The sequence below is a fragment of the Pseudorhizobium xiangyangii genome (genome assembly GCF_020531965.1).
Taxonomy (GTDB): Bacteria; Pseudomonadota; Alphaproteobacteria; order Rhizobiales; family Rhizobiaceae; genus Neorhizobium; species Neorhizobium xiangyangii.
Genome location: NZ_JAJAWH010000019.1, coordinates 20,989 through 45,954 on the forward strand (window position 1 = coordinate 20,989; position 24,966 = coordinate 45,954).

The 24,966-nt window shown below is 62.1% G+C and carries 26 protein-coding genes; 9 read left to right on the forward strand and 17 right to left on the reverse strand.

Annotation, left to right across the window (positions count from 1 at the left end; genetic code table 11):
* The first annotated feature begins 5 nt into the window (after window positions 1-5).
* Both LH464_RS17025 and rpoH read left to right on the forward strand, forming a co-directional pair.
* Window positions 6-1,028 carry an RluA family pseudouridine synthase gene (locus LH464_RS17025; protein ID WP_226787599.1) on the forward strand — a complete coding sequence of 341 codons (1,023 nt, stop codon included), beginning with the start codon at window positions 6-8 and terminating at the stop codon, window positions 1,026-1,028.
* 210 nt (window positions 1,029-1,238) lie between these two features.
* Entirely contained in the window at window positions 1,239-2,141 is a 903-nt protein-coding gene (gene rpoH, locus LH464_RS17030; protein WP_226787600.1) for an RNA polymerase sigma factor RpoH, read from the forward strand.
* A 75-nt stretch (window positions 2,142-2,216) separates the two neighbouring features.
* Here the strand turns inward: rpoH and LH464_RS17035 are convergent, their stop codons facing one another.
* Complete coding sequence (locus LH464_RS17035; protein WP_226787601.1) at window positions 2,217-4,490, reverse strand: hypothetical protein; 2,274 nt, start codon at window positions 4,488-4,490, stop codon at window positions 2,217-2,219.
* A gap of 61 nt (window positions 4,491-4,551) precedes the next feature.
* Window positions 4,552-5,850: an adenylosuccinate synthase gene (locus LH464_RS17040; RefSeq protein WP_226787602.1), complete on the reverse strand. Its 1,299-nt coding sequence runs from the start codon at window positions 5,848-5,850 to the stop codon at window positions 4,552-4,554.
* A 176-nt stretch (window positions 5,851-6,026) separates the two neighbouring features.
* Between LH464_RS17040 and LH464_RS17045 the strand changes: the two genes are divergently transcribed.
* The gene (locus LH464_RS17045; protein WP_390625002.1) at window positions 6,027-6,926 is read left to right on the forward strand and encodes a DMT family transporter; all 900 of its coding nucleotides are present in this window, start codon (window positions 6,027-6,029) and stop codon (window positions 6,924-6,926) included.
* A gap of 95 nt (window positions 6,927-7,021) precedes the next feature.
* Window positions 7,022-7,594: a transglycosylase SLT domain-containing protein gene (locus LH464_RS17050; protein ID WP_226787604.1), complete on the forward strand. Its 573-nt coding sequence runs from the start codon at window positions 7,022-7,024 to the stop codon at window positions 7,592-7,594.
* 51 nt (window positions 7,595-7,645) lie between these two features.
* Here LH464_RS17050 and LH464_RS17055 read toward each other — a convergent pair whose 3' ends face one another.
* The 6 genes from LH464_RS17055 to LH464_RS17080 all read right to left on the reverse strand — a co-directional run bounded on the left by LH464_RS17055 (window position 7,646) and on the right by LH464_RS17080 (window position 12,805).
* On the reverse strand, window positions 7,646-8,407 hold the full coding sequence (locus LH464_RS17055) for an ABC transporter substrate-binding protein (RefSeq protein ID WP_226787605.1): 762 nt from the start codon (window positions 8,405-8,407) through the stop codon (window positions 7,646-7,648).
* A 93-nt stretch (window positions 8,408-8,500) separates the two neighbouring features.
* Window positions 8,501-9,928: an aldehyde dehydrogenase family protein gene (locus LH464_RS17060; RefSeq protein ID WP_226787606.1), complete on the reverse strand. Its 1,428-nt coding sequence runs from the start codon at window positions 9,926-9,928 to the stop codon at window positions 8,501-8,503.
* Between the two features lie 72 nt (window positions 9,929-10,000).
* Window positions 10,001-10,615: an alpha/beta hydrolase gene (locus LH464_RS17065; RefSeq protein WP_226787607.1), complete on the reverse strand. Its 615-nt coding sequence runs from the start codon at window positions 10,613-10,615 to the stop codon at window positions 10,001-10,003.
* A gap of 27 nt (window positions 10,616-10,642) precedes the next feature.
* Window positions 10,643-11,575 carry a VOC family protein gene (locus tag LH464_RS17070; protein WP_226787680.1) on the reverse strand — a complete coding sequence of 311 codons (933 nt, stop codon included), beginning with the start codon at window positions 11,573-11,575 and terminating at the stop codon, window positions 10,643-10,645.
* Between the two features lie 133 nt (window positions 11,576-11,708).
* Window positions 11,709-12,398, reverse strand: a complete 690-nt coding sequence (gene ung, locus LH464_RS17075) for a uracil-DNA glycosylase (RefSeq protein WP_226787608.1) — start codon at window positions 12,396-12,398, stop codon at window positions 11,709-11,711.
* An 11-nt stretch (window positions 12,399-12,409) separates the two neighbouring features.
* Window positions 12,410-12,805, reverse strand: coding sequence for a VOC family protein (locus LH464_RS17080; RefSeq protein ID WP_226787609.1), 396 nt, complete (start codon window positions 12,803-12,805; stop codon window positions 12,410-12,412).
* 204 nt (window positions 12,806-13,009) lie between these two features.
* Between LH464_RS17080 and LH464_RS17085 the strand changes: the two genes are divergently transcribed.
* Entirely contained in the window at window positions 13,010-13,375 is a 366-nt protein-coding gene (locus LH464_RS17085) for a YbaN family protein (RefSeq protein ID WP_226787610.1), read from the forward strand.
* 22 nt (window positions 13,376-13,397) lie between these two features.
* Here LH464_RS17085 and LH464_RS17090 read toward each other — a convergent pair whose 3' ends face one another.
* From LH464_RS17090 to LH464_RS17100, 3 genes are read right to left on the reverse strand one after another with little or no spacing between them, the layout of a single operon-like run.
* A complete protein-coding gene (locus LH464_RS17090; protein ID WP_226787611.1) occupies window positions 13,398-14,189 on the reverse strand; it encodes a heme ABC transporter ATP-binding protein in 792 nt (263 codons plus the stop codon).
* Window positions 14,186-15,271, reverse strand: a complete 1,086-nt coding sequence (locus LH464_RS17095; protein ID WP_226787612.1) for a FecCD family ABC transporter permease — start codon at window positions 15,269-15,271, stop codon at window positions 14,186-14,188. The genes LH464_RS17090 and LH464_RS17095 overlap by 4 nt, the downstream gene beginning before the upstream one ends.
* On the reverse strand, window positions 15,271-16,155 hold the full coding sequence (locus tag LH464_RS17100) for a heme/hemin ABC transporter substrate-binding protein (protein ID WP_390625004.1): 885 nt from the start codon (window positions 16,153-16,155) through the stop codon (window positions 15,271-15,273). The genes LH464_RS17095 and LH464_RS17100 overlap by 1 nt, the downstream gene beginning before the upstream one ends.
* 151 nt (window positions 16,156-16,306) lie before the next feature.
* Here LH464_RS17100 and LH464_RS17105 point away from each other — a divergent pair, with 151 nt between their 5' ends.
* Both LH464_RS17105 and hutX read left to right on the forward strand, forming a co-directional pair.
* A complete protein-coding gene (locus tag LH464_RS17105) occupies window positions 16,307-16,654 on the forward strand; it encodes an antibiotic biosynthesis monooxygenase family protein (RefSeq protein ID WP_226787613.1) in 348 nt (115 codons plus the stop codon).
* A gap of 5 nt (window positions 16,655-16,659) precedes the next feature.
* Window positions 16,660-17,184, forward strand: coding sequence for a heme utilization cystosolic carrier protein HutX (hutX, locus tag LH464_RS17110; RefSeq protein WP_226787614.1), 525 nt, complete (start codon window positions 16,660-16,662; stop codon window positions 17,182-17,184).
* A 51-nt stretch (window positions 17,185-17,235) separates the two neighbouring features.
* On the opposite strand, the gene LH464_RS17115 is transcribed toward hutX, so the two are convergent.
* Both LH464_RS17115 and LH464_RS17120 read right to left on the reverse strand, forming a co-directional pair.
* Complete coding sequence (locus tag LH464_RS17115) at window positions 17,236-17,466, reverse strand: hypothetical protein (protein WP_226787615.1); 231 nt, start codon at window positions 17,464-17,466, stop codon at window positions 17,236-17,238.
* Window positions 17,467-17,740: 274 nt separating this feature from the next.
* Entirely contained in the window at window positions 17,741-17,926 is a 186-nt protein-coding gene (locus tag LH464_RS17120; protein ID WP_226787616.1) for a DUF3008 family protein, read from the reverse strand.
* Between the two features lie 352 nt (window positions 17,927-18,278).
* On the opposite strand from LH464_RS17120, the gene LH464_RS17125 reads away from it, so the two are divergent.
* Complete coding sequence (locus LH464_RS17125; protein WP_226787682.1) at window positions 18,279-19,070, forward strand: nucleotidyltransferase family protein; 792 nt, start codon at window positions 18,279-18,281, stop codon at window positions 19,068-19,070.
* A 92-nt stretch (window positions 19,071-19,162) separates the two neighbouring features.
* Window positions 19,163-19,849, forward strand: a complete 687-nt coding sequence (locus LH464_RS17130; RefSeq protein ID WP_226787683.1) for a metallophosphoesterase family protein — start codon at window positions 19,163-19,165, stop codon at window positions 19,847-19,849.
* 25 nt (window positions 19,850-19,874) lie between these two features.
* Here LH464_RS17130 and lpdA read toward each other — a convergent pair whose 3' ends face one another.
* The 4 genes from lpdA to LH464_RS17150 are packed head-to-tail and all read right to left on the reverse strand — an operon-like array spanning window position 19,875 to window position 24,824.
* Complete coding sequence (lpdA, locus tag LH464_RS17135) at window positions 19,875-21,272, reverse strand: dihydrolipoyl dehydrogenase (protein WP_226787617.1); 1,398 nt, start codon at window positions 21,270-21,272, stop codon at window positions 19,875-19,877.
* A 1-nt stretch (window position 21,273) separates the two neighbouring features.
* The gene (locus LH464_RS17140) at window positions 21,274-22,572 is read right to left on the reverse strand and encodes a dihydrolipoamide acetyltransferase family protein (protein ID WP_226787618.1); all 1,299 of its coding nucleotides are present in this window, start codon (window positions 22,570-22,572) and stop codon (window positions 21,274-21,276) included.
* Between the two features lies 1 nt (window position 22,573).
* Window positions 22,574-23,587 (reverse strand): alpha-ketoacid dehydrogenase subunit beta, encoded by a 1,014-nt coding sequence (locus tag LH464_RS17145; RefSeq protein WP_226787619.1) that lies wholly within the window; start codon window positions 23,585-23,587, stop codon window positions 22,574-22,576.
* Between the two features lie 4 nt (window positions 23,588-23,591).
* Complete coding sequence (locus tag LH464_RS17150; protein ID WP_226787620.1) at window positions 23,592-24,824, reverse strand: 3-methyl-2-oxobutanoate dehydrogenase (2-methylpropanoyl-transferring) subunit alpha; 1,233 nt, start codon at window positions 24,822-24,824, stop codon at window positions 23,592-23,594.
* Window positions 24,825-24,966: the final 142 nt, after the last annotated feature.

Here is a 24,966-nt window from a genome sequence, read left to right on the forward strand (position 1 = left end):
CATGAATGAACGATCCCTTTAAACAAGCTGACGCTCCAAGGAAAGTGCTGGTCGCCGATGATGATGCCGAAGGTCGCCTGGATGCATGGCTGACCTCCGTCCTCGCCGGTGAATTTTCCCGAAGCCGCATCAAGGCGCTGATCGAGCAAGGTGCAGTCCTGCACAGGGGTGCGATCTGCACCGAACCCAAGAAGAAGGTCGCGCCGGGAGACCGCGTCGAGATCGTCCTGCCGGAACCGGAAGATCCCGTGCCCAAGGGCGAGGACATTCCCCTTGAGGTCCTCTACGAAGATGCCGACGTTATCGTGATTGCCAAACAGGCCGGCCTGGTCGTCCATCCGGGCGCCGGCAACTGGACCGGCACGCTGGTCAATGCGCTGATCCACCACTGCGGGGACAGCCTGTCAGGTATCGGCGGCGTGCGCCGCCCCGGCATCGTACACAGGCTGGACAAGGACACGAGCGGTGTTCTCGTGGCCGCCAAGAACGACATCGCCCATCGGCATCTGGCCGCGCAGTTCGCAGATCACGGGCGCACAGGTCCTCTGGAGCGCGCCTACCAGGCAGTCGTCTGGGGTCGGCCGAAGCAGCTGCGTGGAACGATCGACGCGCCTCTGGGCCGTGCCGGAGATCGCACCAAGCGGGCGGTGAAGCGCGCAGACAGCGACGATGCGCGCGAGGCGGTGACGCATTACGAAGTCATCGAGCGCTTCCATGAAAAGCCCGACGCGACCGCCATGGCAGCGCTCGTGGAGTGCCAGCTGGAGACCGGACGGACGCATCAGATTCGCGTCCACATGGCGCATATCGGAAGCCCCCTGGTCGGCGACCCTGACTACAGCGCCGGTTTCCGGACCAAGGTGAACCTGTTGCCCGAACCGGCAAAGACGGTCGTGAAGGCCTTCCACCGGCAGGCGCTGCATGCCTTCCTCCTGGCTTTCGAGCATCCTCGGACCGGCGAAGTCATGGAATTCAAGGCGCCTATTCCTGACGATCTGCAGGAACTCATAGACGCCTTGCGGGTTTAGTCACTGCAATACCGACCTGTCGATACATTACGAAAACGTAATGGAATAACATTCAAGTGAACGCCGCGTTCACTTGAATCACTGTTCTGCCCCACTTATTTGGTACGTGGGTCGGTGCGGGGTCGAAGATGACCCGCGCCGTTTGGCTTGCCTCAGCGCCTGTCGCTCGAAAGAGGGAGCCGGGAGAAATCGATCAGAAGGGGGTGCTTTATGGCCCGCAACACACTACCATCCATTACAGCCGGCGAAGCTGGCCTCAACCGTTATCTCGACGAAATCCGCAAGTTTCCGATGCTGGAGCCGCAGCAGGAATACATGCTTGCGAAGCGTTATGCGGAACATGGTGATCGCGACGCCGCCCACAAGCTGGTGACGAGCCATCTGCGTCTCGTGGCGAAGATCGCCATGGGTTATCGCGGCTATGGCCTGCCGATCGGCGAAGTCGTCTCGGAAGGCAATGTCGGCCTCATGCAGGCAGTCAAGAAGTTCGACGCGGAACGCGGCTTCCGCCTGGCGACCTATGCCATGTGGTGGATCAAGGCCTCCATCCAGGAGTACATCCTGCGATCCTGGTCGCTGGTGAAGATGGGCACGACCGCCAACCAGAAGCGGCTGTTCTTCAACCTGCGCCGGCTCAAGGGTAAGATCCAGGCCATCGAGGAAGGCGATCTGAAGCCCCATCAGGTCACGGAAATCGCCACCAAGCTGAAGGTCTCCGAGGAAGAAGTGGTGTCGATGAACCGCCGCCTTTCCGGCGACGCTTCGCTGAATGCTCCGATCCGCGCGGCGGAAGGCGAAGCCGGCCAATGGCAGGACTGGCTTGTCGATGAAAACGACAGCCAGGAAGACGTGCTGATCGAGCAGGACGAACTGGACACGCGCCGGCGGATGCTGGCGAAGGCCATGGGCGTGCTGAACGATCGCGAGCGACGCATTTTCCAGGCTCGCCGCCTGGCAGAGGATCCGATCACGCTGGAGGAACTCTCGTCCGAGTTCGACATCAGCCGTGAGCGTGTCCGCCAGATCGAAGTTCGCGCCTTCGAGAAGGTTCAGGACGCCGTCCAGAAGGAAGCTCTTGCCCAGGCGCAGGCCCTTCGGGTCGTCGACGCCTGACAAGACGAGAAGTACTTAAAGAAAAAGGCCGGCGGAACATTCCGCCGGCCTTTTTTTGTTGCCCATGGGCGTTTGTTACTGCCCCGTCGGAGCAGGCGCGGAACCGCTGTTCAGGGCGGTCCATTCCTGGATTGCCTCGTTGAACGCCTGCGTTCCGGCTTCGCCCTTCTGCATTGTCAGCAGCGCGCGGCGCCCGTTGCGATAGGCCAACGGAATGTCCATCCAGTTGCGTGACCGCAGGAGCTCCAGATTGGTGGCCCGCGCATCCGGGAAGTCGTTGAGAGCGATCATGTGGAAATCGTCGGTGATCTTCGCCGGCACGGCGATCAATGCATCGCCGCGATCCTGCTCGGTCTGCTTCATCGCAATCCGCTGCACACTGTCGATGGTACCGCCCTCGAAGCCCTCAGGAACAGCGAACACGATCTCCACCAGATGGCTGGCTGGAAGCGAGGCGTCCGTATTCCTCTTGAAGGTCAGGAGTGCTGTCAGGCCTCTGCCCGGCACGTTGAGCCGTCCCTGCACAACCGGTTCCTGCACACCATTCTCACCCGGCTCCCGCAGCAGCGACCACGATACGGCGCCTTCGATTGCGGTTGGCGCAGTCTGGCCCAGCCGCTCCTCATAGAGGAACATCTTCTCGCCGGAGAGCGCCGCCGCGTCGTCCGGGGTGGCCGAAGGCTCGGCAGGAGCCTGTTCCGCAGCACCAGCTTCGGCTTCGGCAGCTCCCGCGTCGCCCGGCGTGGCCGGAGGCGCGTTGAGCTGTGCTACCGACTGACCTTCGCCCGTGGCGCCGGTCGGGCCTGGGCCGTCGTCGACCTCGGTACCGTCGGCAAGAAGTCGCTGCGTGAATTTCGCATCGGCAGCAACGCCGTCGTCCGTCGGAGGGGTCGCCGGCTGGCCGGGCGCGGTTTCGGCTGCCGGGGGTGTCTGCTGTGCGATAGCCGGCGGCTCGGCGTCCGCCGCCCCGCTTCCGGCTGCCCCGTTTCCGGCCGCAGGTGCGGTCACGGGTGCAACCGGCTCTGAGCCACCACCCAGATCGGTCAATGAATCCCTGTTGATCCACAGCGCATAACCGCCACCAGCGATGATCAGCAGCCCGATTAACGCCAGCACAGGCCCCGCGTAATTGCGCTTCTTCGGCGCTACGCGATAGGCTCGCGGCGGCGGCGACAGCATTTCCCCGTCGCTATCCGCCCCGCCCGCTGGCGCATCGCCGGCAGGAAGCGCATCCTGATTGTAGCCAATGAGTTCCTCGAGGTCGCTCCAGGGATCGTTTTCCTTGGAAGCGGGCTTGGCTTGCGAGGCTCCACCCGTTGCATCCGCACGATAGTCCGTCGATGGCGCGAGATCAGGGAGTTCCGTTACGGCGGGCATGCGCACCGAATCTGCGGACACATGTGTCTGCTCGTCGAAATGCGCCTCCACAGGCTCCGACGGAGATTGCGGGTAAGGGATCTCTACCGTTTCGCCCTGCGGACTGCCAAGATCGGGCACGTCCCGCCAGGCCGTGTCTGCGCCCTTCGGTGCCTGCTCCTCCGGAGGCCAGCTCCAGTCTTCGGTCGGAGCCGCAGCCTGCTCCTCGGGATGCCACGACTGGACCCCGTCGCCATGCGAAACCGGCTGTCCCTGCACGGCACCATGGTCAGGCACGTCGTCGCGATGCTCGACCGCACCGGCCGCATCCGCATAGTGGGAAACGTCCTGTGACGGCTGATACGTTTCCGATTCGGGCCAGACGGCAATACGATCGGAAGCTATCGCGTCTGTCTGCAGCGGTTCGTCCTGCTCCACCTGTGCGGCAACCTCGTCGTGATAACGAGGCTCCTCCGAGGGCTGATGCTCGGGCGTCACCCAGGTCTCTTCAGCAGCACCGACCGGCTGATCGTAATGCTCGTCATGCGCAGAATAAGCCGGCTCAGGCTGCTGCTCGACGCCATGCTCGTAGGAACGGGCATCTTCAGACGGCCCAGGCTCGCCGTAGCCATGATCGGCGTCCGGCTGACTGGGCTCGACCTCGTCCTGCCGCCATTCACCGGCAGCCGCTGCCGGCTGCTCGGGCTCATGCGCCGGTTGCTGTTCGACGATATCCGGCACGGCGGCAACGGGCGCCGCCAGCTGCTCCTCCGCCGGCAGGGCTTCCGCATGCTCCACCTCGACGGATTCAATCGCCGCTTCGAGCTTGTCCATCTGACGACGGATAAGGTCTTCCGTGGGCGTCGGCTTCATGTTCTCGAGCTGGCGCCGAACTGCGCCGCGCGCCTTGTCGTAAACCTTCGCGCGCATGTCCGGCGTGTTCTTCGCCAGACCGTCTACGGCGCGGCGGATAACCGCAACAAAATCTGCCATCAGCACTTTCTCATGGTCACCGGTCGATTAACCGGCTGGTAACGATAACGAGCTTGGAACTTTAATCCTCAAACGGATCGGTCACAAGTATGGTGTCGTCCCGCTCCGGGCTGGTGGAAAGTAGGGCGACAGGCGCGCCGATCAACTCCTCAACCTGACGAACGTACTTGATCGCCTGGGCCGGAAGATCTGCCCACTTGCGCGCGCCGACTGTCGATTCCTTCCAGCCTTCGAGCGTAATGTAGATCGGCTCGACCCGAGCCTGCGCCCCCTGGCTTGCCGGCAGATGATCGATTTCCTGGCCGTCCAGCTTGTAGCCAACGCAGATCTTCAGCTCTTCGAGGCCGTCGAGGACGTCGAGCTTGGTCAGCGCGATACCGGTAATTCCGTTCGTCGCAACCGACTGGCGCACCAGTGCGGCGTCGAACCAGCCGCAACGACGCTTGCGGCCCGTGACGGTGCCGAACTCATGTCCCTTTTCGCCCAGGAACTGGCCAATCTCGTCGTGCAGTTCCGTCGGGAACGGGCCTTCGCCGACGCGGGTCGTGTATGCCTTGGTGATGCCGAGAATGTAACCCAGCGCGCCCGGACCCATGCCGGAACCGGCAGCAGCCTGGCCGGCAACGGTGTTGGACGAGGTCACATAGGGATATGTACCGTGGTCGATGTCGAGCAGCGAGCCCTGCGCACCTTCGAACAGGATGCGTGCACCGGCGCGGCGCTTCTTGTCGAGCAGCAGCCATACGGTTTCGCTGAACGGCAGAATGCGCTCGGCAACCGATGTCAGCTCTTCCATGATTGTTTCGTGCGATACTTCGGCAGCACCGAAACCGCGCCGCAGCGCATTGTGATGCGTCAGGATACGATCGACCTTGGCCGAAAGGGCTTCTGTGTCGGCCAGATCCATGACCCGGATCGCGCGACGGCCGACCTTGTCTTCGTATGCCGGGCCGATGCCGCGACGGGTTGTGCCGATCTTCGTGCCGCTGTTGGTAGCAGCATCTTCGCGCATACCGTCGAGCTCACGGTGCAGCGACAGGATCAGCGTCGCGTTGTCGGCGACACGGAGGTTTTCAGGCGTCACCTTGACGCCCTGAACTTCCAGACGCCCGATTTCGGCGATCAGCGCATGCGGATCGACCACGACACCGTTGCCGATAACGGCAAGCTTGCCAGGACGCACAACACCGGAAGGCAGCAAGGAGAGCTTGTAGCTGACGCCGTCGATAACGAGCGTATGGCCCGCATTATGGCCACCCTGATAGCGCACGACGACGTCGGCACGCTCCGAAAGCCAATCAACGATCTTGCCCTTGCCCTCGTCGCCCCATTGGGAACCGACCACCACGACGTTCGTCATACTTTTGCTTTCCTGCTTTCGCGCAAGCTTCTGCGCCAACTCAAACCGGCGCATCTATAAAGTGTTGATGCGAGGAATGCGATCTGTTTGTGGCCGAAAAAACGGTTTTTACGTGACAAATACAGGACCGGCAGTCTATCAGCGGGCCGGTCCGGCAGGCTGACGCCTGTTCTCCCATGGAGATCATCTTGCATAAAAAGGCGTATCTTTGTCTCGTGATTGCAACGCTTTCATGGGGAGGCAACGCGGTCGCGGGGAAACTGGCCGTCGGGCATATCAGTCCGATGATGCTGACTTTCTCGCGCTGGGCGATCGCGGTTGCGATCATTTTCGCGATCTCGGCCCCGCAACTGAAGAAGGACTGGCCAGTCGTGCGCAAGCGCCTGCCGATCCTGATATTCTACGGCATTGTCGGCTACACCACATTCAATGCCGTGCTCTATACGGCGTTGAACTACACGACGGCAATCAATGTCGCCATCGAGCAGGCGGGCATCCCGATGCTCATCTTCATTATCAATTTCATCCTCTTCCGGACACGCGTCTCGATCGCCCAGATCATCGGGTTCTCGCTTACGCTTGTCGGCGTGGCGCTGACCGCGGCCCATGGCGACCTCGCCTCGCTGCTCGACCTGACGGTGAATTTCGGCGACGCCCTGATGCTGATCGCGGTAGTTGCCTACGCCGTCTATACGGTATCCCTGCGATGGAAGCCGGCCATCGACTGGCGAACGCTGATGGCGGTCCCCGCATTTTTCGCACTTCTGACGACGGTCCCGCTGGTGCTTTGGGAACAGGCTAGCGACCAGATCATCTGGCCCGATGCCCAGGGCTGGGCAATCGTCCTCTACACTGCGGTTTTCGCATCGCTCCTCGCCCAGGTTCTCTATATCAAGGGTGTCGAGGGCATCGGGCCGAACAGGGCAAGCCTGTTCATCAACCTGATCCCCGTGTTCGGCACGCTGCTGTCCGTCGCCATCATCGGGGAGGACCTGCAACTGTTCCACGTCGCCGCACTTGTGCTGGCACTCGGTGGCATCGCCATTGCGGAAAAGGGAAAATCCGCCTCTCCCTGATGAGGCGGGCGGGCAGTATTCGCCGCGACGTTCTTCCCTAAACTTTTCATTAATTTTTACGCGTCATTAATCTCTCGAAATCACGAGGTTAGGCGATGCGTATTGCGTTCTCCATCGCGCTCCTGCTGCTACTTTCCGCCTGCGCGTCGGCCCCAAGCCGGATCAACAACGCCTGTGCGGTCTTCGAGCAGCGCGACGGGCTTTTCAACAACTGGTCGCGCGAGGCGAAGAAGACGGAACGGCAATACGGCGTTCCCGTCCCGGTGCTGATGGCGACGATCTATACCGAATCCGGGTTCAGGGCCAACGCCCGCCCTCCCCGTACGAAGCTGCTCGGTTTCATTCCGTGGAAACGGCAATCAACCGCCTATGGCTATGCGCAGGCGCTCGACGGTACATGGCTTGAATACCAGCGGGCCACCGGCCGCTGGTCGGCCCGCCGCAGCGATTTCGGAGACGCGATCCAGTTCGTCGGCTGGTATCACAACCGCAGCCACCAGAAGAACGGCATCCCGCTCCAGGACACCCACAATCTCTACCTTGCCTACTATTCCGGCCATGCGGGCTACTCCCGCGGCAATTTCACGGCGACGGCCAAGAAGGCGGCGCAGCGTTCGGCCGGCATCGCGCAGAAGTATGAAGCGCAGCTGAGGAATTGCGGCTATTGATGGAGACACCGCCGGGCATGACCCGGCGACGTTCCTCAGTCCTCAAGACGATCAATAGATGTCGAAGGGGAAGTACTTGGCGACGATCTTGCCGTAAGTGCCGTCCGCAACGATGACGTCGATGGCCTTGTTAAACTTTTCCCGCAACGCATCCTCGCCCTTGCGGATGCCGATCCCCGCCTCGGTCTCGGTTCCAGGCACATCGCCGATCAGCTTGCAGCAGTCCTTCCCTCCGCCGTTCAGCCAGTCGACCAGCACGAACTTGTCGGAGATGAGCGCGTCGATGCGGCCGTTCTGCAGGTCGGCTGCGGCTTCGTCCTGCGTAGGATAAAGCTTCACCTCCACGCCGGCCTTTTCATATACGTCAGTCGCATAGTTCGCCTGTGTCGTTGAGGCCTGCGCGCCAACGACCTTGTCCTTCATGTCTTCGGCGGAGACGCCGGCGAGATCCGTTTCATTGGGGGCAACGACGGCCAAAGGCGTCGTATAGTACTTGTTGGTGAAATCGATCTGCTGCTTGCGTTCCTCGGTGATGCTCATCGAGGCAACGATCGCATCGTACTTGTTGGCCATCAGTCCCGGAATCATGCCGTCCCAGTCCTGTGCCACGATCGAGCACTTGGCATTCATGGCTTCGCAAAGCGCCTTGGCCATATCGACGTCGAGCCCCTTCAGGGAGCCGTCCGTGTCGGTGTAGCTGAAGGGCGGATAGGCACCTTCGGTCGCAATGCGGATTTCCCCATCCTGCGCGATGGCAAGCGAAGCGGATGCGACGACTGTCGCAAGAACTATCGATGCTAGCAGTGTTTTCATTAATCCCTCCCTGTGCGAGCCGGCTGGCCCGACCTCAGCTTAGAGGAATGAATGCCCTGCTGAGAAGGGGCTGTGGCGAATTGCCCGCAAATCTCAGTCGCCGTAGCCGACGATGCCTTTGATCTCGAGGAAATCGTGGATACCCCAGTCGGCATATTCGCGCCCGTTGCCGGACTGCTTGTAGCCGCCGAAGGGCGCCTTCGTGTCCCAGTCGGGATAGTTGATATAGACCGAGCCCGCCCGCAGACGCGCCGCCACCTTGCGGCCATGAGCCAGATCGCCGGACTGCACATAGGCGGCGAGCCCATAGACGGTATCGTTGGCAATGGAGATTGCCTGTTCTTCGTCCTTATATGGAAGGATCGAGAGAACCGGTCCGAAGATTTCCTCCCGGGCGATCATCATGTCGTTGGAGACGTTTCCGAACACGGTAGGCCGGACATAATAGCCACGATTGAGCCCGTCCGGCCGACCAGGTCCGCCTGTCACCAGCGTCGCGCCTTCCTTGATGCCCGTCTCGATCAGCCGCTGGATCTTGTCGAACTGCTGCCGGCTTACAACCGGTCCAAGGTCGGTGCCGTCCGCCTGGGGATCACCAACCTTGATCGCTTCGGCTGCGGCCTTCGCAATTACCAGTGCTTCGTCATGCCGGTCAGCGGGCACCAGCATGCGCGTCGGCGCATCGCAGGATTGCCCCGAATTGCCGAAGCAGGAAACAACACCTTCCGACACGGCATGATCGAGATCCGCATCCGGGAGAATGATGTTGGCCGACTTGCCGCCCAGTTCCTGCGAGACCCGCTTCACCGTATCGGCCGCCGTCTTGGCGACGATGACGCCGGCGCGCGTGGAGCCTGTGAAGGACACCATGTCGACATGCGGATGACCGGCCATCACCTGGCCCACGTCCGGGCCGGTGCCGTTCAGCAGATTGAAGACACCGGGCGGAGTACCTGCCGCCGCCATGACCTCCGCAAAGATGATGCCGGTGATCGGCGCAATCTCCGACGGCTTGAGAACCATCGTGCAGCCGGCAGCAATTGCCGGTGCCACCTTGCAGACGATCTGGTTGAGCGGCCAGTTCCACGGGGTGATGAGGGCGCAGACACCGATCGGCTCCTTAACCACCATCGTCGTGCCGCGGCGCTCGGAAAACGCGTAAGCTTCCAGCGCCTCGATCGTCGCGATGAGATGCGCCTTGCCGACTGCCGCCTGACTGTCGCGGGCAAATGCGATGGGTGCACCCATTTCCCGGCTCACCGCCTGCGCGATTTCCTCGTAGCGGTTTTCGTATTCGGAAAGAATGCGGCGCAGCAGCGCCAGCCTGTGCTCTTTCGACCATGCCGAAAAGACGGGAAACGCCGCCTTGGCGGCCGCAACGGCACGGTCGACATCGTCGCTGCAACCCAGAGCAATCTGGGTGAAGGCCTCCTCGGTCGATGGATCGATGACATCCAGGCGAACCGGAATGGCCGGTTCGACCCAGGCACCGTCGATGAAGAACTTGAGGTGATTGTTCATGCAAGGCTCCGGCTGCGGACGACGGGCTTACTATCATGCAAGCCCGTGCACCCCGCAAGCCGCGAGCACCTGTCAGTTCCGGTACTGCGACAGGAACTGCTTGGCAGCCTCGATCTCGTTGGAACGGATCTCATGGCCACCCGGATGCCATTCGAGGCTCACCTCGTCTCCCGATCGCCTGAAATAGTCCGCAAGCGTTTGCGTCAGCTCGACGGAGGCGATCGGATCGCGCTCGCCGGCGGTAATCAATACCCGACCGGCGGCTTTCTCGGTCCTCTCCTTGGGTTCGAAGGGCATCAGCGGATGCATCAGCACCGCCGTTTCGAACAGGCCGGGCTTGTGGATGAGAATGCTGGCGAGGATGTTTGCACCGTTGGAAAATCCAAGCCCGATAACCGGGCCTGCTCCGTAATGCTCCTTGTTGGCAATGACGAACTCGCTCATCCGATTGGTCGCCCGCGCCAGATCCTCGCAGTCGTAGATGCCTTCCGCCTTGCGACGGAAGAAGCGCGCCGCGCCATGCTCGGAAATGTCCCCGCGTGGCGAAATCACCGTCGCATCCGGCAGCAGACAGCTGCCGAAGTCGAAGAACTGGTTTTCGTCACCACCCGTGCCGTGGAACACAACGATGATCGGCGCTCCGGGTGCACCGGCTTTTGCCCGGTGCACATAACTTTCATGACTCATGATGTGCCTCCTTGCACCGTCAACCCGCTAGGCGTCCAACGGTTCGAGATGTTGTTCGAGCGTCGATCTCAGATGCGCGTGCTGCGTGGGCAGTTTCAGCGCCTCTCCGAGATGGGCGGTATCTTCGTCGCGGTCGAAACCCGGCTCGTTCGTGGCAATCTCGAACAACACGCCGCCTGGCGTGCGAAAGTAGATCGCCCAGAAATAGTCGCGGTCGATCACGGGCGTAACCTGATAGCCGGTATCCATCAGCGCCTTGCGAACTTCGAGCTGCTTTTCGCGGTTCTCGACAGCAAAGGCGATATGATGGACCGATCCGGCGCCGAGCCTTGCACCGTTGATGTTCGGCATCGTCTCGATGTCGATGACATCGGCGCCATTGCCGCCGGGTATGCCGAGCCGCAGCACTCCGTCCTTGGCATCGATCTGCTGGTAGCCCATGAACTTCAGCAGTTCGGCCGTGCCGCCTTCATCCCGAAGCCGAAGGGACGCCGAACGGAAGCCACGGATCGCGTGGTCTTCGCCCACGCCGTTGCCGGTCCAGGGAGCACGCGCATCATCCCTCATTTCGACAAGGGCAAAGCCATCGCCATCCGGTCCGGCAAAGTGCAACCGGTTTTCCCCGAAAGCAGCGTCGGTCTTGAGCCCTTCGACGCCGGCCTGCGTCAGTCGTTCGCTCCAGTAGCCGAACGAGCCTTCGGGAACGGAGAACAGCGTCGTGCCGACCTCACCCGTGCCGGGACGGCCCTGCGCGATATGCGGAAACGGGAAGTAGGTCATGACCGAACCCGGCGTACCGACTTCGTCACCGTAATAGAGGTGGTAGACGTCGGGCGCATCGAAATTGACGGTCTTCTTCACCCGGCGAAGGCCGAGCGTATCGGTGAAGAACTTGTTGTTGGTACGGGCGCTGGCCGCCATCGACGTGACGTGATGCAGCCCCTTGATCTGGTCGAGCATATTCATACCCTTTCTGGCTCCATGAGCCTGTTCTTGGGCCTATACTTGGCGATCAGGAGGGCGGCTGCATAGTGAAGCGCATACGAACGCATCGTTCATAATTTCAGTTACAGCACCGAGGTTGAGGATCGCGCTAGGCCTGTTCCGGCAGTTGCCAGTTGATGGCGGACTTGCCTCGCGAAACAAGGAATTCGTTCGCCTTGGAGAAGTGGCCGCAGCCGAGGAAGCCGGTATGAGCCGAGAGCGGCGAAGGATGGGGGGCACGCAGCACCAGATGGCGGGAACCGTCGACGAAGGCCGCCTTTTTCTGTGCGTATGAGCCCCAGAGCATGAAGACGACTCCGTCGCATTGTTCGTTGACCGCGCGGATGACGGCATCGGTAAAGCGTTCCCAGCCCTTGCCCTGATGCGATGCCGCGCGCGCTTCCTCCACCGTGAGCACGCTGTTCAACAGCAGCACGCCCTGTTTCGCCCAATGTTCGAGGAAACCGTGAGCCGCCGGTGGAATGCCGAGATCGGTCTTCAATTCCTTGTAGATGTTGACGAGCGACGGCGGGATGCGGACACCCGGCTGCACTGAAAAGCACAGGCCGTGTGCCTGGCCCTGACCGTGATAGGGATCCTGGCCGAGGATGACGACCTTGACCTTGTCGATCGGCGTCAGGTCGAGCGCCCGGAAATACTCGCCCCCCTTCGGGAATATCCGCTTGCCGGCTTCCTTTTCCGCGACCAGGAAGCGGCGCAGTTCGCTCATATACGGATTGCCGAACTCGGGCGCCAAGGTCCGCTTCCAGCTTTCCTCGACCTTGATTTCCTCGACCATGGTGCGGCCTCCTATTTGAACCGGCCGCCGCGCTGCAGGACCTCGATCTTGTAACCATCCGGATCGGTTGCGAAGAAGAAGCGCGCGAAGGGCTTCCCGTCGCGCGGCATCTCGACCAGTTTTCCGACCGTCAGTCCGAGATCGGTGAAGCGCCGGTATTCTGCCTCGACATCGTCGACCGAAACCGCGAGATGGCCATAGCCGTCGCCAATATTGTAGGGCTCTTCGCGGCCGGCATTGACCGTGAGTTCCAGCTCGAAATCCGTCTCCGGGTTGGAAAGATAGATCAGGGTGAAACCATCGAAGGGAACGCGCTCTGCGACAGTGAGCCCGAAGGCCTTCTGGTAGAAATCGACCGATCGTTGCTCTTCGAGCACCCGGATCATCGAATGGATCATCTTCGCCACGTCAAAACTCCCTGCACGCATTCGTCATGGCTTTATGGGAAATCCTGTCCCCGTTGCCAATGTCGCTGCGGCAGAATTCACATCAGGCTGCGTCTTCGCGTGCAATTGAAATCCGGACCGGACATGTTCATATGGCGCCGGTGCCCGTCACGTTTGGCGCAACCTCGCCAACCGGCAAAGCCGGCCGCTTCGGAAAGGCTCTTCATGCGTATCGTCTATCTGAGCCTTGGCTGGCTGCTCGTCGCGATCGGCGTCATCGGCGTCTTCTTGCCGGTCCTGCCCACCACGCCGTTCCTGATCATGGCGGTCGCCTGCTTCGCCCGCTCCTCGCCACAGCTCGAGGCATGGCTGCTGGAGCATCCGAAATTCGGTGGGCCATTGCGGGACTGGCGGGAACGGGGCGCCATACCGCGCAAGGCGAAGATTGCTGCGGTTACGATGATGTCGCTGAGCTACGCGATCTTCTGGTTCGCCACCTCGCCGCCGGCGCTGCGCGCCGCGGTCGTCGCCGGTTTCATGATCCTGCCGGCCATCTATGTCGTCACGCGGCCGGAACCGCCCGCTGCATAAAGCAGGCGACAAGGAAGCGCCCTTAAGCTCCCGGCCGGTGCCGGGCCTGCGGCAGCACGAACGGGATGTGTTCAGCAGGCAGCCGCCCGACTGCCCCGGCAATGCCGTAGACGTTGCCGATCGTATCGTCGTTGACGGTCTCGCCGCAGGCACCTTGCGAGACGACCGAGCCGTGATCGAGCACCAGAAGATGGTCCGCGAACTCCGCCGCGAGGTTCAGGTCATGCAGGATTGCCAGCACGATGCCGCCTGCAGCGGCAAAATCACGCGCGACTTCCAGGACCGAAATCTGATGCCCGAGGTCGAGGCTTGCCGTCGGCTCGTCGAGGAACAGCGCCCGTGGGACGCCATCCACCACGGGATCAGGAACCTGCGCAAGAGCGCGGGCAAACTGCACCCTCTGCTGCTCCCCGCCGGAGAGCGATGGATATGGCCGTGCCTCGAAGCCGCGCAGTCCGACGCGGGCAAGCGCCTGACGCGCCTGCTCCAGTGGATTGCGTGCACCCTGCGCCACCGCCCCCATGCGAACGATTTCCAATGCCGTGAACGGAAAGGAAAGCTGAACCGACTGCGGCAGAACCGCCCTCAGCCGCGCAAGTTGCACCGGCTGGTAACGCACAATGGGCGACCCGTGATAGGCGATCTGTCCTGCGTCCGGCTTCAGTTCACCGGACAGGACCTTCATCAGGGTCGATTTCCCCGCCCCATTCGGCCCGATGATCACGGAAAAATGGCCGCCGCGCAGCTCCACGCCGACGTTGTCGACGAGCTTTCGGCCGCTCCGGCTGACGGTGACACCTTCGGCAGTGATCATGGCATCTCTCCCATACGGATCCCGCCCTTGCCCAGCAGCAGGAACAGGAATACCGGCGCCCCGAAGAGGGCGGTAATGACACCGATCGGCAGCTCCGCCGGGGTTGCCACGGTGCGCGCGACACTGTCGGCAATGAGCAGGAGCGCACCACCGCCGAGAGCCGAAGCCGGCAGCAGGAAGCGGTGCGACGGACCGGTGACCAGGCGCAGGAGATGCGGCACGACGATCCCGACGAAACCGATGGAACCAGCCACCGCCACCGTCGAGCCGCAGGCCGCAGCCACGGCAATGATCACGATCCGCTTCAGCCGCTGCACCGGAACGCCCATGTGGAATGCCGCCGCATCACCGAGCACGAGCGCGTCGAGGCCGCGGGCAACGAAGGGGATTGCGCCCAGCACGAAGACGATGAACGGCAGGATGGAAAGCACCCGCCCGAAGGTTGCGCCGCCGAGCGATCCCAGGCTCCAGAAGGTGATGTCGCGAAGCTGCCGGTCGTCGGCAATGAAGATCATCAAGCCCATGACCGCAGCAGCCAGCGCTCCAATGGCGATCCCCGAGAGAATAAGCGCAGTGGTGGAGGTACGGCCGTCCTTGGTGGCGATGAGATAGAGAAGCCAGGTGTTGATCAGGCCACCGAAAAAGGCCATCAACGGCAGGAACTGGTTTCCCAACACCATGGCGAGGGGCGCAAGCACCGTACCCCCGAGCACGATGGCCAGAACGGCGGCCAGCGCCGCACCCGACGTCACGCCGACGATGCCGGGATCGGCGAGAGGGTTGCGGAACAGGCCCTGCATCATGGCACCCGAGACTGCCAGTCCCGCCCCCACAAGCAAGCCCAATGCAGTCCGCGGCAGGCGAACGGCCTCCAGAACCACGACATCCTGGCTCGAGAGGCTGTCGGACCCCGTCAGATAGGCCAGAAGGTCACGCAGCCCGACGCCGGTCGGCCCGCTAGAGAGCGAAATCAGAGACGCGACCACGACCAGCACGACGAGCGCGCCGAGGGTAACGAAGCCCTGGATGGTTCGATCACCGTCGGCTCCGGTCGCCTTCATCGGCAACGCCAGCGCCTTCATTAATGCGTCCCGCCCGCATGGAGTTGCCTGGAAAGCTCGCGCACCGCTTCCGGCGTGCGCGGGCCGAAGCCCAGCAACAGCAAGCCGTCCATGGAAATCAGAGCCTTGTCGGCAGCCGCCGGAGTGGTCTGGAACGCCGGAAGAGCAAAGACCTCGTCCGTCGAGGTCTGGTGGTTCCCGCGCGTCATGGTGAGGATGACATCCGGCTTGGCAGCGATGACCGCCTCGTCCGACAGCGGCTTGTAGCCATTGATTTCCGGCGCGGCGTTAATGCCGCCCGCCATCCGGATGATCTCGGCCGCCTCGGTGCCGGCGCCGCCCGCCATGATCCGGCCATTGGCAAGCGACAGCACGAACAGTACGCGCTTGCGGGGTTCCGGTATCTTCGCCACCTCCTGCGACAGCGCCTGAAGCTCACTTTCGGTCTTGTCGGCGAGCGCATCCGCTTCACTCGAGAGCCCGACGGCTGCACCGATATCGCGGATCTTCCGGCCGATCGCCTCGCCCTGCGGCGGAGTTGCGATTGTCACCATCGGGATTGCGCTGGCACTCAGGATTTCCAGGACCGGCGGCGGGCCAGATCCCTCTTCCGTCAGGATGAGATCCGGTCTCTGTGCTATGATGCCCTCCGCCGATAGCGCTCGCATATAGCCGACATCAGGCTTCGAGCTTGCCTCGGCAGGGTATCCGCTGGTGGAATCGACCGCGGCGATCCGGTCCTGGGCGCCGAGGGCATAAAGGATTTCGGTAATCGTACCGCCGATGGACACGATCCGTTGCGCGGAAGGGTTGCCCTCCTCGGCCGCCGATACCGCTGACGCCATAAACAACCCGACCGCAGCAACAGCGGCCAAACGCCCCTTGAACGAACCTGAAAATGTCATCGTCAATCCACCCAAATGATCCGCCTGGAGGAGAACTGCCTCAGGCCCGGCAATAACTTGAGTTGACTACGCAAGTTTTTTTGGCTTTTCAAGGCACCGGCCGACAGATATCTTGAGTGAGAAGTGAAACTTTATGAGAGGAACTGAGAAAATGTACATTGCGATGAACCGCTTCCGCGTCGTCCCCGGCTACGAGGAGGCCTTTGAAGCGCTCTGGCGCAGCCGCGAGGGCCGTCTGGCGGAAATGCCCGGCTATGTCGAATTTCACATGCTGAAAGGTCCGAAGGCCGAGGATCATTCGCTGTATGCTTCCCATACTGTCTGGGAAACCTTCGAGCATTTTCAGGCCTGGACCAAGTCCGAACAGTTCCGTGCCGCCCACGCCAAGGCCGGCGAGAACCGCGGCAAGATCGAGTACCTTTCCGGCCCGCATTTCGAGGGCTTCGAAGTCATCATCCATGAAGATCGCAACGGCGCCCGCGCCGCAACGGCAGCGTGAACACCATGAATGCAGTCGCACAACAGAGCGGAGAACGGCGCGAACGCGCGCTTGCCGCCCTCGCGGAGAAGCCGGACGGCGTCGTCGAGGCGCTTGCCGCCAAGGCAGAGGTCACCCCGGCCGAAATCCTGGAAATCCTTCCTGCCGGTTCCGCCGTCATCGCCGACAAGGACGCCTTTGCCGATATCTGGGCTGATCTGACGAAGTGGGGCGAAATTCTCTTCATCGTTCATACGGACGACATCGTCCTTGAAGCGGAAGGCACTCTGCCGGAAGGCTCGGAAGGACATGGATGGTTCAACATCCATGGCGACAGCCCGATCGGCGGCCATATCAAGAAGGACAACTGCGCTTCAGTCACCTTCGTCGACCGGCCGTTTCACGGCCGCCGTTCCTGCTCGGTCTGGTTCATGAATGCGACGGGTTCGGCCATGTTCAAGGTCTTCGTGCGCCGCGACGAACAGCGCGAGCTGATCGGCGAACAACTGGCGAAGTTCGAAGCCTTGCGCGACCACTACGCGGCTGTCTGACCGGCAATCGTATAAAGAACATCCGGCTTCTGGCCGGATGTTCTTTTGGCCTCAAATGGCCGGGACCCACTTCCAGAACACGCCTTCCTGACGTTCCGGATAGTACTTGAATTCGCATTCGAAACGTCGTCCGTAGGCTTCCGCGGCCTTCAGCGCGGCGTCGCTCACGGGGTTCATGCCCGTGCCAGGAGCGAACCAGTCCTCCAGCAGATCATCCGGGATGTAAGTGCCAACCCGAAGCGGCATGACCGCCAGGGTCTGGTCTAGTTCTTCCGGTGGCATGGCGTATCTCCAGCGTTCGAACGTTTATTTTTCGCGAGGCAGCTTGAGCCTCGCGCCCGGAACCACGAGCTTTCATTCCCGCTGCGCAGCATGGCCTCAAGGAGGTGTCACCAGCGTTGCGAAATCTCCTTGAGGAGCGCCAATGTCGGCATCCAGAGCTTCGTGGCTCGTGGCATAGGGTTCCCACAGTAACCAATATAGCGCTCAAGTTCAGTAGCGCTAGCCGCAGGGATGAGCTGGCTCTGCACCCCCCTTTGGAAAATTACTTTCCCGTTTAGTGCGACACGTGCTCAGGCTTGCCCTTGCGTTTGGTCGAAGCCATGTCGTGAAGCTCCTTCTCGCTCATGGACTTCTCCATGCTTTTCGATGGGCCCTTGAGTTCACTTTTCTTGATATCGCCCCGTTTCGCCGCAAGCGCAGCTCCTGCGGCCTTCTGCTGTGACTTCGATTTCGCCGGCATGTCTGCCTCCTCCGGTTGAACCCTGCAAAAACGAACCCCAAGGACGCGCGATGGTTCCCGTCGCCGGCAGGGAACTATCCGGCTTGCGCTGCCGTTGGGTATCCAGAACAACCGAGAAGAGAAAACGAGGAAGGCAGCATCAGTTCACTTGCCAATGCCGACAATCAGGAGCGCTGAACCGTTCCCATTGCCGTGATGAACTGGCTCCCGCCGAGGGAGCCAATTTACGTTCTGCGGAACCCTCCCCAGCCTCTGGGTGTTCACCTGCGCAACTTTGGAGATCGACATGGACGCCGAAACCATACTGCCTCAGGAGCGCGCTGCGCGGGACATGATAGAGGCGATGCCGCATATGGAGGCCAAGGCAGCACCGACCCTCGTCAACGCCGATGCCGAAGCATTCGTTGCCGAGTCCCTCGAAGACCTGGTGAACTGCGGCATACCCTTCCTGCTGGCCGGGACCTATGCCGTCAGCGCCTATACCGGCATCTCGCGCCCGACAAAGGATCTGGACATATTCTGCCGCGCCGGCGACTACGCCCGGATCCTCGCCCACTTCAAGGCCAAGGGATACGAGATCGAGGTCGAAGACGACCGCTGGCTCGGCAAGGTAATCAAGGGCAAGTATTTCTTCGACGTCATCTTCGCCGGCTCGAACGGCACCATGCCGATCGGCGACGGCTGGTTCGAGAGTGCACGCCAGATCGAGATGAATGGCCATCAGGTCCGCATCATCGCGCCGACCGAACTCATCTGGTCCAAGTGCTTCGTCCAGTTGCGCCATCGCTACGACGGCGGCGACGTCGTCCACGTCATCCTGCGTGCTCACGACCAGATCGACTGGGAACGGCTGCTCAACCACATGGAAGTGCATTGGGAGGTGCTGCTCGTGCACCTTCTGAACTTCCGTTGGATCTATCCTACCGAGCGAGACAAGGTGCCGGATTGGCTACTGGACGAATTGCTGGACCGACTGAAAGCGCAGCGCGAACTGCCGTTGCCGCAGATGAAGGTCTGCCGCGGCCGGATGTTCAGCCGCGTCGATTTCGAGATCGACGTCAAGGAATGGGGTTTTGCCGACGTGGGCGGTGAAGGCGAATTGCGCGAAGGCGCAAAAGAGATACCGCAAGGAGGATCGGCGTGACCAAAGCCAGTGATACGAAGGATGAAAGCACCCAGGCCGGCGCAACGAAGGTCGATGCGAAGAAGGCGAACGGCAAGCAAAAAATCGCTGCCATGGGCGACCTGCACGTGAAGGAGCACGGCAGCGTATCGTACAAGGAATTGTTCAGCGAAATCTCCCAGGTAGCTGATATTCTTGTTCTGACCGGCGACCTTACGGACCTCGGCAAGGTCAAGGAGGCGGAAATTCTGGCCGCCGACCTGCGCTCCTGCTCCATCCCCATCGTTGGCGTGCTCGGCAACCATGATTACGAATGCGGCTGCGTCGAGGAGGTCTCGCATATCCTGAAGGAAGCCGGCGTCCACCTGCTGGAGGGCCAGGCGGTCGAAATCAACGGTGTCGGCTTTGCGGGGGCCAAGGGTTTTGCAGGAGGATTCGGCCGCCACATGCTCAGCTCCTTTGGCGAGCCGGCGATCAAGGCAATGGTGACCGAAAGCGTCGAGGAGAGCATGCGGCTCGAAAACGCGCTCCGCCAGGTCCGCTCCGAACGCGCCATGGTGGTCCTCCACTATGCGCCGATCCGCGAAACGGTAGCGGGCGAACCTGAGGAAATCTATGCCTTCCTCGGTTCGTCGCGGCTGGCCGAGACGATCGACCGTTTCCCCGTCAGCGCCGTTGTCCACGGCCACGCGCATCGCGGCGCCTATCAGGGCAAGACGCCCGGCGGCGCGCCCGTCTATAATGTTGCCTCGCATATCGAGAAGCCGACCGGGCGGCCCTACGCACTGCTGGAACTTTAAAAATCCACCCCGAAGCCCGGCCGGCCTAGATGTGAAGGGCGTGGCCGAGCGCCTTCATGGCGGCCTCGGCAAATCCCTCCGACTGGGTCGGATGCGCATGGATGGTGCCAGCGACATCCTCCAGCCGAGTTCCCATTTCGACAGCGAGCGCGAAGGTGGCTGACAGTTCCGAAATGCCGGCTCCGACCGCCTGGATGCCGAGCACCAGATGGTTGTCGGCGCGCGCCACGACGCGCACGAAACCGTCCTCCGAGGCCAGCGTCATGGCCCGGCCGTTGGCCGCAAACGGAAACTGCCCGACCTTGATCTCGTGGCCCGCCGTGCGTGCCTCGTCCGGGGAAAGACCAACCGAGACTATTTCCGGATCCGTGAAGCAGACCGCGGGAATGGCCCGCTTGTCCCAGCTGCGGCGCCGGCCGGCAACGATCTCCGCCACCATGTCGCCCTGCGCCATGGCGCGGTGCGCCAGCATCGGCTCGCCTGTCACATCACCGATCGCGTAGATGCCGCGCATCGACGTGCGGCATTGATCGTCGATACGGATGAACCGGCCCTCCATGTCGAGCTCCAGCTCCTCGCGGCCCCAACCTTCGGTGACGGGCGTGCGACCGACTGTGACAAGGATTTTTTCGGCGCCGAGTTTCGTCTCTTCCCCGTTCGCATCCTCGACGATCAGTGCATCTCCTCCACCGGAGAGGTTCTTCACCCTGGTCCCCAGCCGCACCTCGACGCCGAGCGCCGCAAGCCGTTTGGCAACCGGCTGCGTCAGTGCGGCATCGTAAAGCGGCAGAATGCGCTCCTGCGCCTCCACGATCGTGACCTTGGCACCGAGCTTTGCAAAGGCGATGCCGAGTTCAAGCCCGATATAGCCAGCCCCGACGACGGCGAGCGACTTGGGCAGTTGCGCCAGCGACAGCGCCTCGGTGGACGAGATGATGTTGCCGCCGAACGGCAGCATCGGAAGCTCGACCGGTGCCGACCCGGTGGCGACGACGATGTTTTCCGCCCGCACCACCTGGCTGCCGGTCTCGGTCTCCACTTCGACGGTCTTGCCGTCGCGGAAGTGCGCCCGCCCGACGACAGCCTTCACGCCCGCCTTCTTGAGAAGGTTGACAACACCCATCGAGAGCCGGCCGGTAATGCCATCCTTCCAGGCCATCGTCCTCATGAAATCGATGCCCGGACTGTCCACGCGGATGCCCATGGGGTTCCGACCCGCAGCCATGGCCACCGCATGTGCGTAGTCGTCGGCAGTATGAATGATCGCCTTCGACGGGATGCAGCCGACGTTCAGGCAGGTGCCGCCGGCCTTCGCCATTTCGACGATCACCGTGTCGATGCCGAGCTGTGCCGCGCGGATGGCGCAGACGTACCCACCGGGACCGGCACCGATAACGAGGAGCTTGCAGGTGATTTCCTTCATCTCATCCCTCGACAAAGATCATTGCTGGCGCCTCCAGAAGCACCTTCAGGCGCTGGATGAAGGTTGCGGCATCCCAACCGTCGATCACCCGGTGATCGAAGCTGGAGGACAGGTTCATCATCTTGCGCGGCACGAACTGCGTGCCGTCCCACTGCGGGCGGACGGCAATCTTGTTGACGCCGATAATGGCCACTTCCGGATGGTTGATGACGGGCGTCGAGACGACACCCCCCATGGCCCCGAGCGAACTGATCGTGATCGTCGATCCAGAAAGCTCCTCCCGCTGCGCAGTCCCGCTTTTCGCGGCCTCGCTGAGGCGCGCCACCTCTCGTGCGCAGTCGAAGATGTCGCGCGCTTCGGCATGCTTGACCACCGGCACGACCAGGCCCGCCGGCGTCTGCGCAGCAATCCCGATATGAACGCCGCCATACTGGCGAACGACGCCGGCTTCGTCATCGTAGTGCGCATTGACCATCGGCTGGTCGGCGGCCGCCTTGACGATGGCCCGCATCAGGAACGGCAGGATGGTAAGTTTCGGCCGGCCCGGCCTCTGGTCGGCGTTCAGGCGCGTCCGCAGCTCCTCAAGCGACGTCATGTCGACCTCCTCCACATAGGTGATGTGGGGAATACGCGATTTCGAAAGCGCCATGCGCTCGGCAATCCGCCGGCGCAGACCGACGACCTTGATCTCCTGTATCGACGTGTTCGGCTGCAGACCGGGTTTGGCTGCGGCTGCTTTGCCCTGCCGCTGGAAGGCGTCCAGATCGTCGTGGGTAATGCGTCCGGTAGGTCCGGTCCCGGTGACTTGTCGCAGGTCGATCCCTGCATTCTTTGCTCTCAGGCGCACCGCCGGCGAGGCCAATGGCTTTTCCTCGGGTGGTCGCGGCGCCCCGGCTTCGGTTGCGGTTGCCGGCTTGCGAAGCTTCGGCTGCCCGGGTGCCGGCGGCGGCGTATCATCCTGGACCTTTTCCCTTACGGTTGACGCCGCAACAGGTGCTTGCTCCGCTTTGGAAAGCTCCGCTGCAACGGGCTCCTCCGCCTCTTCGCCGGTCTCTCCCCCCGCAACCCTGATCTTCAGGATCACGGTTCCGGTGGCGATGATGTCACCCACCTCGCCATGACGCCAGGTCACCTCGCCATCGACCGGAGACGGGATCTCCACGGTCGCCTTGCCTGTCATCACGGCGGCAAGCACCATGTCCTCGTGAACAACGTCGCCGACATTGACGTGCCATTCGACGAGTTCGGCCTCCGCCACGCCCTCGCCGACATCCGGAAGCTTGATCGCGTATATTCCCATCTCACGCCTCCATCATGTCGCGCAAAGCCTGGCCGACGCGAGCCGGACCCGGGAAATAGTCCCATTCCTGCGCGTGGGGATATGGCGTATCCCAGCCTGCGACCCGTGTGATCGGCGCCTCCAGATGGTAGAAGCAGTGCTCCTGCACGAGCGAGACGAGTTCGGCGCCGAAGCCGGAGGTCAGCGTCGCCTCGTGAAGCACCATGCACCGACCAGTCTTCTTGACGGAGGCGAGGATGGTGTCGAGATCGAGCGGCACGAGCGTGCGCAGATCAATGACTTCCGCGTCGATGCCCACCTCTTCGGCAGTCGCCTCGGCCACATGCACCATCGTGCCATAGGCAAGAATCGTCACCGCTGATCCCTCTCGCCGCACCACCGCCTTGCCGAGCGGCACCGAATAATAGTCATCTGGAACGTCGCCCAGCGCATGACCGGCCCACGAGGTGACCGGGCGTTCGTGATGGCCGTCGAAGGGACCGTTGTAGAGCCGCTTCGGCTCCAGAAAAATCACCGGGTCGGGGTTTTCTATCGACGCGATCAGAAGGCCCTTGGCATCATAGGGATTGGACGGCACCACAACCTGCAGGCCGCAGACATGGGTGAACAGCGCTTCCGGGCTCTGGCTGTGCGTCTGCCCACCGAAAATGCCGCCGCCGGTCGGCATGCGCACCACCATCGGACACGTGAAGTCGCCGTTGGAGCGATAGCGCAACCGCGCCGCCTCCTGCGTCAGCTGGTCATAGGCGGGATACATGTAATCGGCGAACTGGATCTCGATACAGGGTTTCAACCCGTAGGAGGCCATGCCGATCGCCGTTCCGACGATGCCGGATTCCGAGATCGGCGTGTCGAAGCAGCGGGTCTTCCCGTATTTCTGCTGCAGTCCTTGCGTGCACCGGAAGACGCCGCCGAAATAGCCGACATCTTCACCGAACACGACGACGCTCTCGTCGTGTCCCATCGATACGTCGATGGCGCTGCGGATGGCCTCGATCATCGTCATGCGCGTCATCCGCTTACACCCCCGCCTTCTGGCGTTGCCGCTTCAGATGCGGCGGCATCTCCGCATAGACGCCCTCGAACATATCCCGCATCGACGGCCGGCCGCCTGAATGCAGCGTGCCGTGCCGTTCCGCCTCCTTCTGGGCCGCAACCACGGTATCGCGGATCTCCGCCTCCATCTGCTTGTGGCGCTCATCGCTCCATGTGCCGATGCGGATCAGGTGGTTCTTCAGCCGGATGACCGGATCGCCGAGCGGCCAGGCTTCGGACTCCTCCTTCGGCCGGTAGGCTGAGGGATCGTCCGAAGTGGAATGCGCGCCAACCCGGTAGGTCACGTATTCGATCAGCGTCGGGCCGATATTGCTGCGCGCCCGCTCCGCCGCCCATTTGGCGACGGCGTGGACGGCGAGATAGTCGTTGCCGTCCACCCGAAGCGAAGCGATCCCGAAGCCAAGGCCGCGGGCAGCGAACGTACCGGATCCGCCGCGCGCGATACCCTGGAAGGTGGAGATCGCCCACTGGTTGTTGACGACGTTGAGGATGACCGGCGCCCGATAGGTCGATGCAAAGACGAGCGCCGCGTGAAAGTCGGATTCCGCCGTCGATCCGTCACCGATCCAGCCGGCGGCGATCTTCGTGTCGTTCTTGATCGCAGAGGCCATCGCCCAGCCGACCGACTGGACGAACTGGGTACCCAGGTTCCCGGAGATCGAGAAGAAGCCGTGCTCCTTCGACGAATACATGACCGGCAGCTGCCGGCCTTTCAGCGGATCGGCGTCGTTGGAATAGATCTGGTTCATCATCTCGACCATCGGATAACCGCCAGCGATCAGCAGGCCGGCCTGTCGATAGGTCGGGAAGTTCATGTCGCCGGGGGCGAGCGCACGACGGAAGGCGCAGCTGACCGCTTCCTCGCCGAGATGCTGCATGTAGAACGATGTCTTGCCCTGCCGCTGCGCCATCAGCATGCGCTGGTCGAAGGTCCTGAGCAGCATCATGTGCTTCAGCCCTTCCATCAGTTCCTCGTTCGTCAACGATCCGGCCCATGGACCGACAGCCTCGCCGTCGCGGTTCAGCACGCGGATGATGGAGAAGGCGAGATCGCGGATGCTTTCGGGATCGGCATCGATATCCGGGCGGCGAACGGAGCCGGCCTTGGGAATGGTCACATGCGAAAAGTCTGGCTTGTTGCCCGGGCGCACTTCCGGTTCGGGAACGTAGAGGCTCAGCCTCCTGGCATCGATCATGCTCGTTTCTCCTCCCTGAGAACCGATCGTTCTTCACGGGCTTCCTCCTCGAAGACCGCTTCCCTCAATCTAGGGCGGCATGTCCGTCGGAGCAATTTTATTGCGCGGCTCGAAACTGCGAATTCTGCGTCCGTTCGGCAAT

Excerpts from the sequence above, each read along its gene's own strand:
- LH464_RS17125 (WP_226787682.1), top strand. The coding sequence starts at position 18,279 with ATGGAGGCCAAGGCAGCACCGACCCTCGTCAACGCCGATGCCGAAGCA.
- lpdA (WP_226787617.1), bottom strand. The coding sequence starts at position 21,272 with ATGAAGGAAATCACCTGCAAGCTCCTCGTTATCGGTGCCGGTCCCGGT.
- LH464_RS17105 (WP_226787613.1), top strand. The coding sequence starts at position 16,307 with ATGTACATTGCGATGAACCGCTTCCGCGTCGTCCCCGGCTACGAGGAG.
- LH464_RS17065 (WP_226787607.1), bottom strand. The coding sequence starts at position 10,615 with ATGAGTCATGAAAGTTATGTGCACCGGGCAAAAGCCGGTGCACCCGGA.
- LH464_RS17025 (WP_226787599.1), top strand. The coding sequence starts at position 6 with ATGAACGATCCCTTTAAACAAGCTGACGCTCCAAGGAAAGTGCTGGTC.
- rpoH (WP_226787600.1), top strand. The coding sequence starts at position 1,239 with ATGGCCCGCAACACACTACCATCCATTACAGCCGGCGAAGCTGGCCTC.
- LH464_RS17035 (WP_226787601.1), bottom strand. The coding sequence starts at position 4,490 with ATGGCAGATTTTGTTGCGGTTATCCGCCGCGCCGTAGACGGTCTGGCG.
- LH464_RS17095 (WP_226787612.1), bottom strand. The coding sequence starts at position 15,271 with ATGAAGGCGCTGGCGTTGCCGATGAAGGCGACCGGAGCCGACGGTGAT.
- LH464_RS17140 (WP_226787618.1), bottom strand. The coding sequence starts at position 22,572 with ATGGGAATATACGCGATCAAGCTTCCGGATGTCGGCGAGGGCGTGGCG.
- LH464_RS17060 (WP_226787606.1), bottom strand. The coding sequence starts at position 9,928 with ATGAACAATCACCTCAAGTTCTTCATCGACGGTGCCTGGGTCGAACCG.
- LH464_RS17150 (WP_226787620.1), bottom strand. The coding sequence starts at position 24,824 with ATGATCGATGCCAGGAGGCTGAGCCTCTACGTTCCCGAACCGGAAGTG.
- LH464_RS17130 (WP_226787683.1), top strand. The coding sequence starts at position 19,163 with ATGGGCGACCTGCACGTGAAGGAGCACGGCAGCGTATCGTACAAGGAA.
- LH464_RS17090 (WP_226787611.1), bottom strand. The coding sequence starts at position 14,189 with ATGATCACTGCCGAAGGTGTCACCGTCAGCCGGAGCGGCCGAAAGCTC.
- LH464_RS17040 (WP_226787602.1), bottom strand. The coding sequence starts at position 5,850 with ATGACGAACGTCGTGGTGGTCGGTTCCCAATGGGGCGACGAGGGCAAG.
- LH464_RS17115 (WP_226787615.1), bottom strand. The coding sequence starts at position 17,466 with ATGCCACCGGAAGAACTAGACCAGACCCTGGCGGTCATGCCGCTTCGG.
- LH464_RS17100 (WP_390625004.1), bottom strand. The coding sequence starts at position 16,155 with ATGACATTTTCAGGTTCGTTCAAGGGGCGTTTGGCCGCTGTTGCTGCG.
- LH464_RS17055 (WP_226787605.1), bottom strand. The coding sequence starts at position 8,407 with ATGAAAACACTGCTAGCATCGATAGTTCTTGCGACAGTCGTCGCATCC.
- LH464_RS17120 (WP_226787616.1), bottom strand. The coding sequence starts at position 17,926 with ATGCCGGCGAAATCGAAGTCACAGCAGAAGGCCGCAGGAGCTGCGCTT.
- hutX (WP_226787614.1), top strand. The coding sequence starts at position 16,660 with ATGAATGCAGTCGCACAACAGAGCGGAGAACGGCGCGAACGCGCGCTT.
- LH464_RS17085 (WP_226787610.1), top strand. The coding sequence starts at position 13,010 with ATGCGTATCGTCTATCTGAGCCTTGGCTGGCTGCTCGTCGCGATCGGC.
- LH464_RS17070 (WP_226787680.1), bottom strand. The coding sequence starts at position 11,575 with ATGCTCGACCAGATCAAGGGGCTGCATCACGTCACGTCGATGGCGGCC.
- LH464_RS17145 (WP_226787619.1), bottom strand. The coding sequence starts at position 23,587 with ATGACGCGCATGACGATGATCGAGGCCATCCGCAGCGCCATCGACGTA.
- LH464_RS17045 (WP_390625002.1), top strand. The coding sequence starts at position 6,027 with ATGGAGATCATCTTGCATAAAAAGGCGTATCTTTGTCTCGTGATTGCA.
- ung (WP_226787608.1), bottom strand. The coding sequence starts at position 12,398 with ATGGTCGAGGAAATCAAGGTCGAGGAAAGCTGGAAGCGGACCTTGGCG.
- LH464_RS17050 (WP_226787604.1), top strand. The coding sequence starts at position 7,022 with ATGCGTATTGCGTTCTCCATCGCGCTCCTGCTGCTACTTTCCGCCTGC.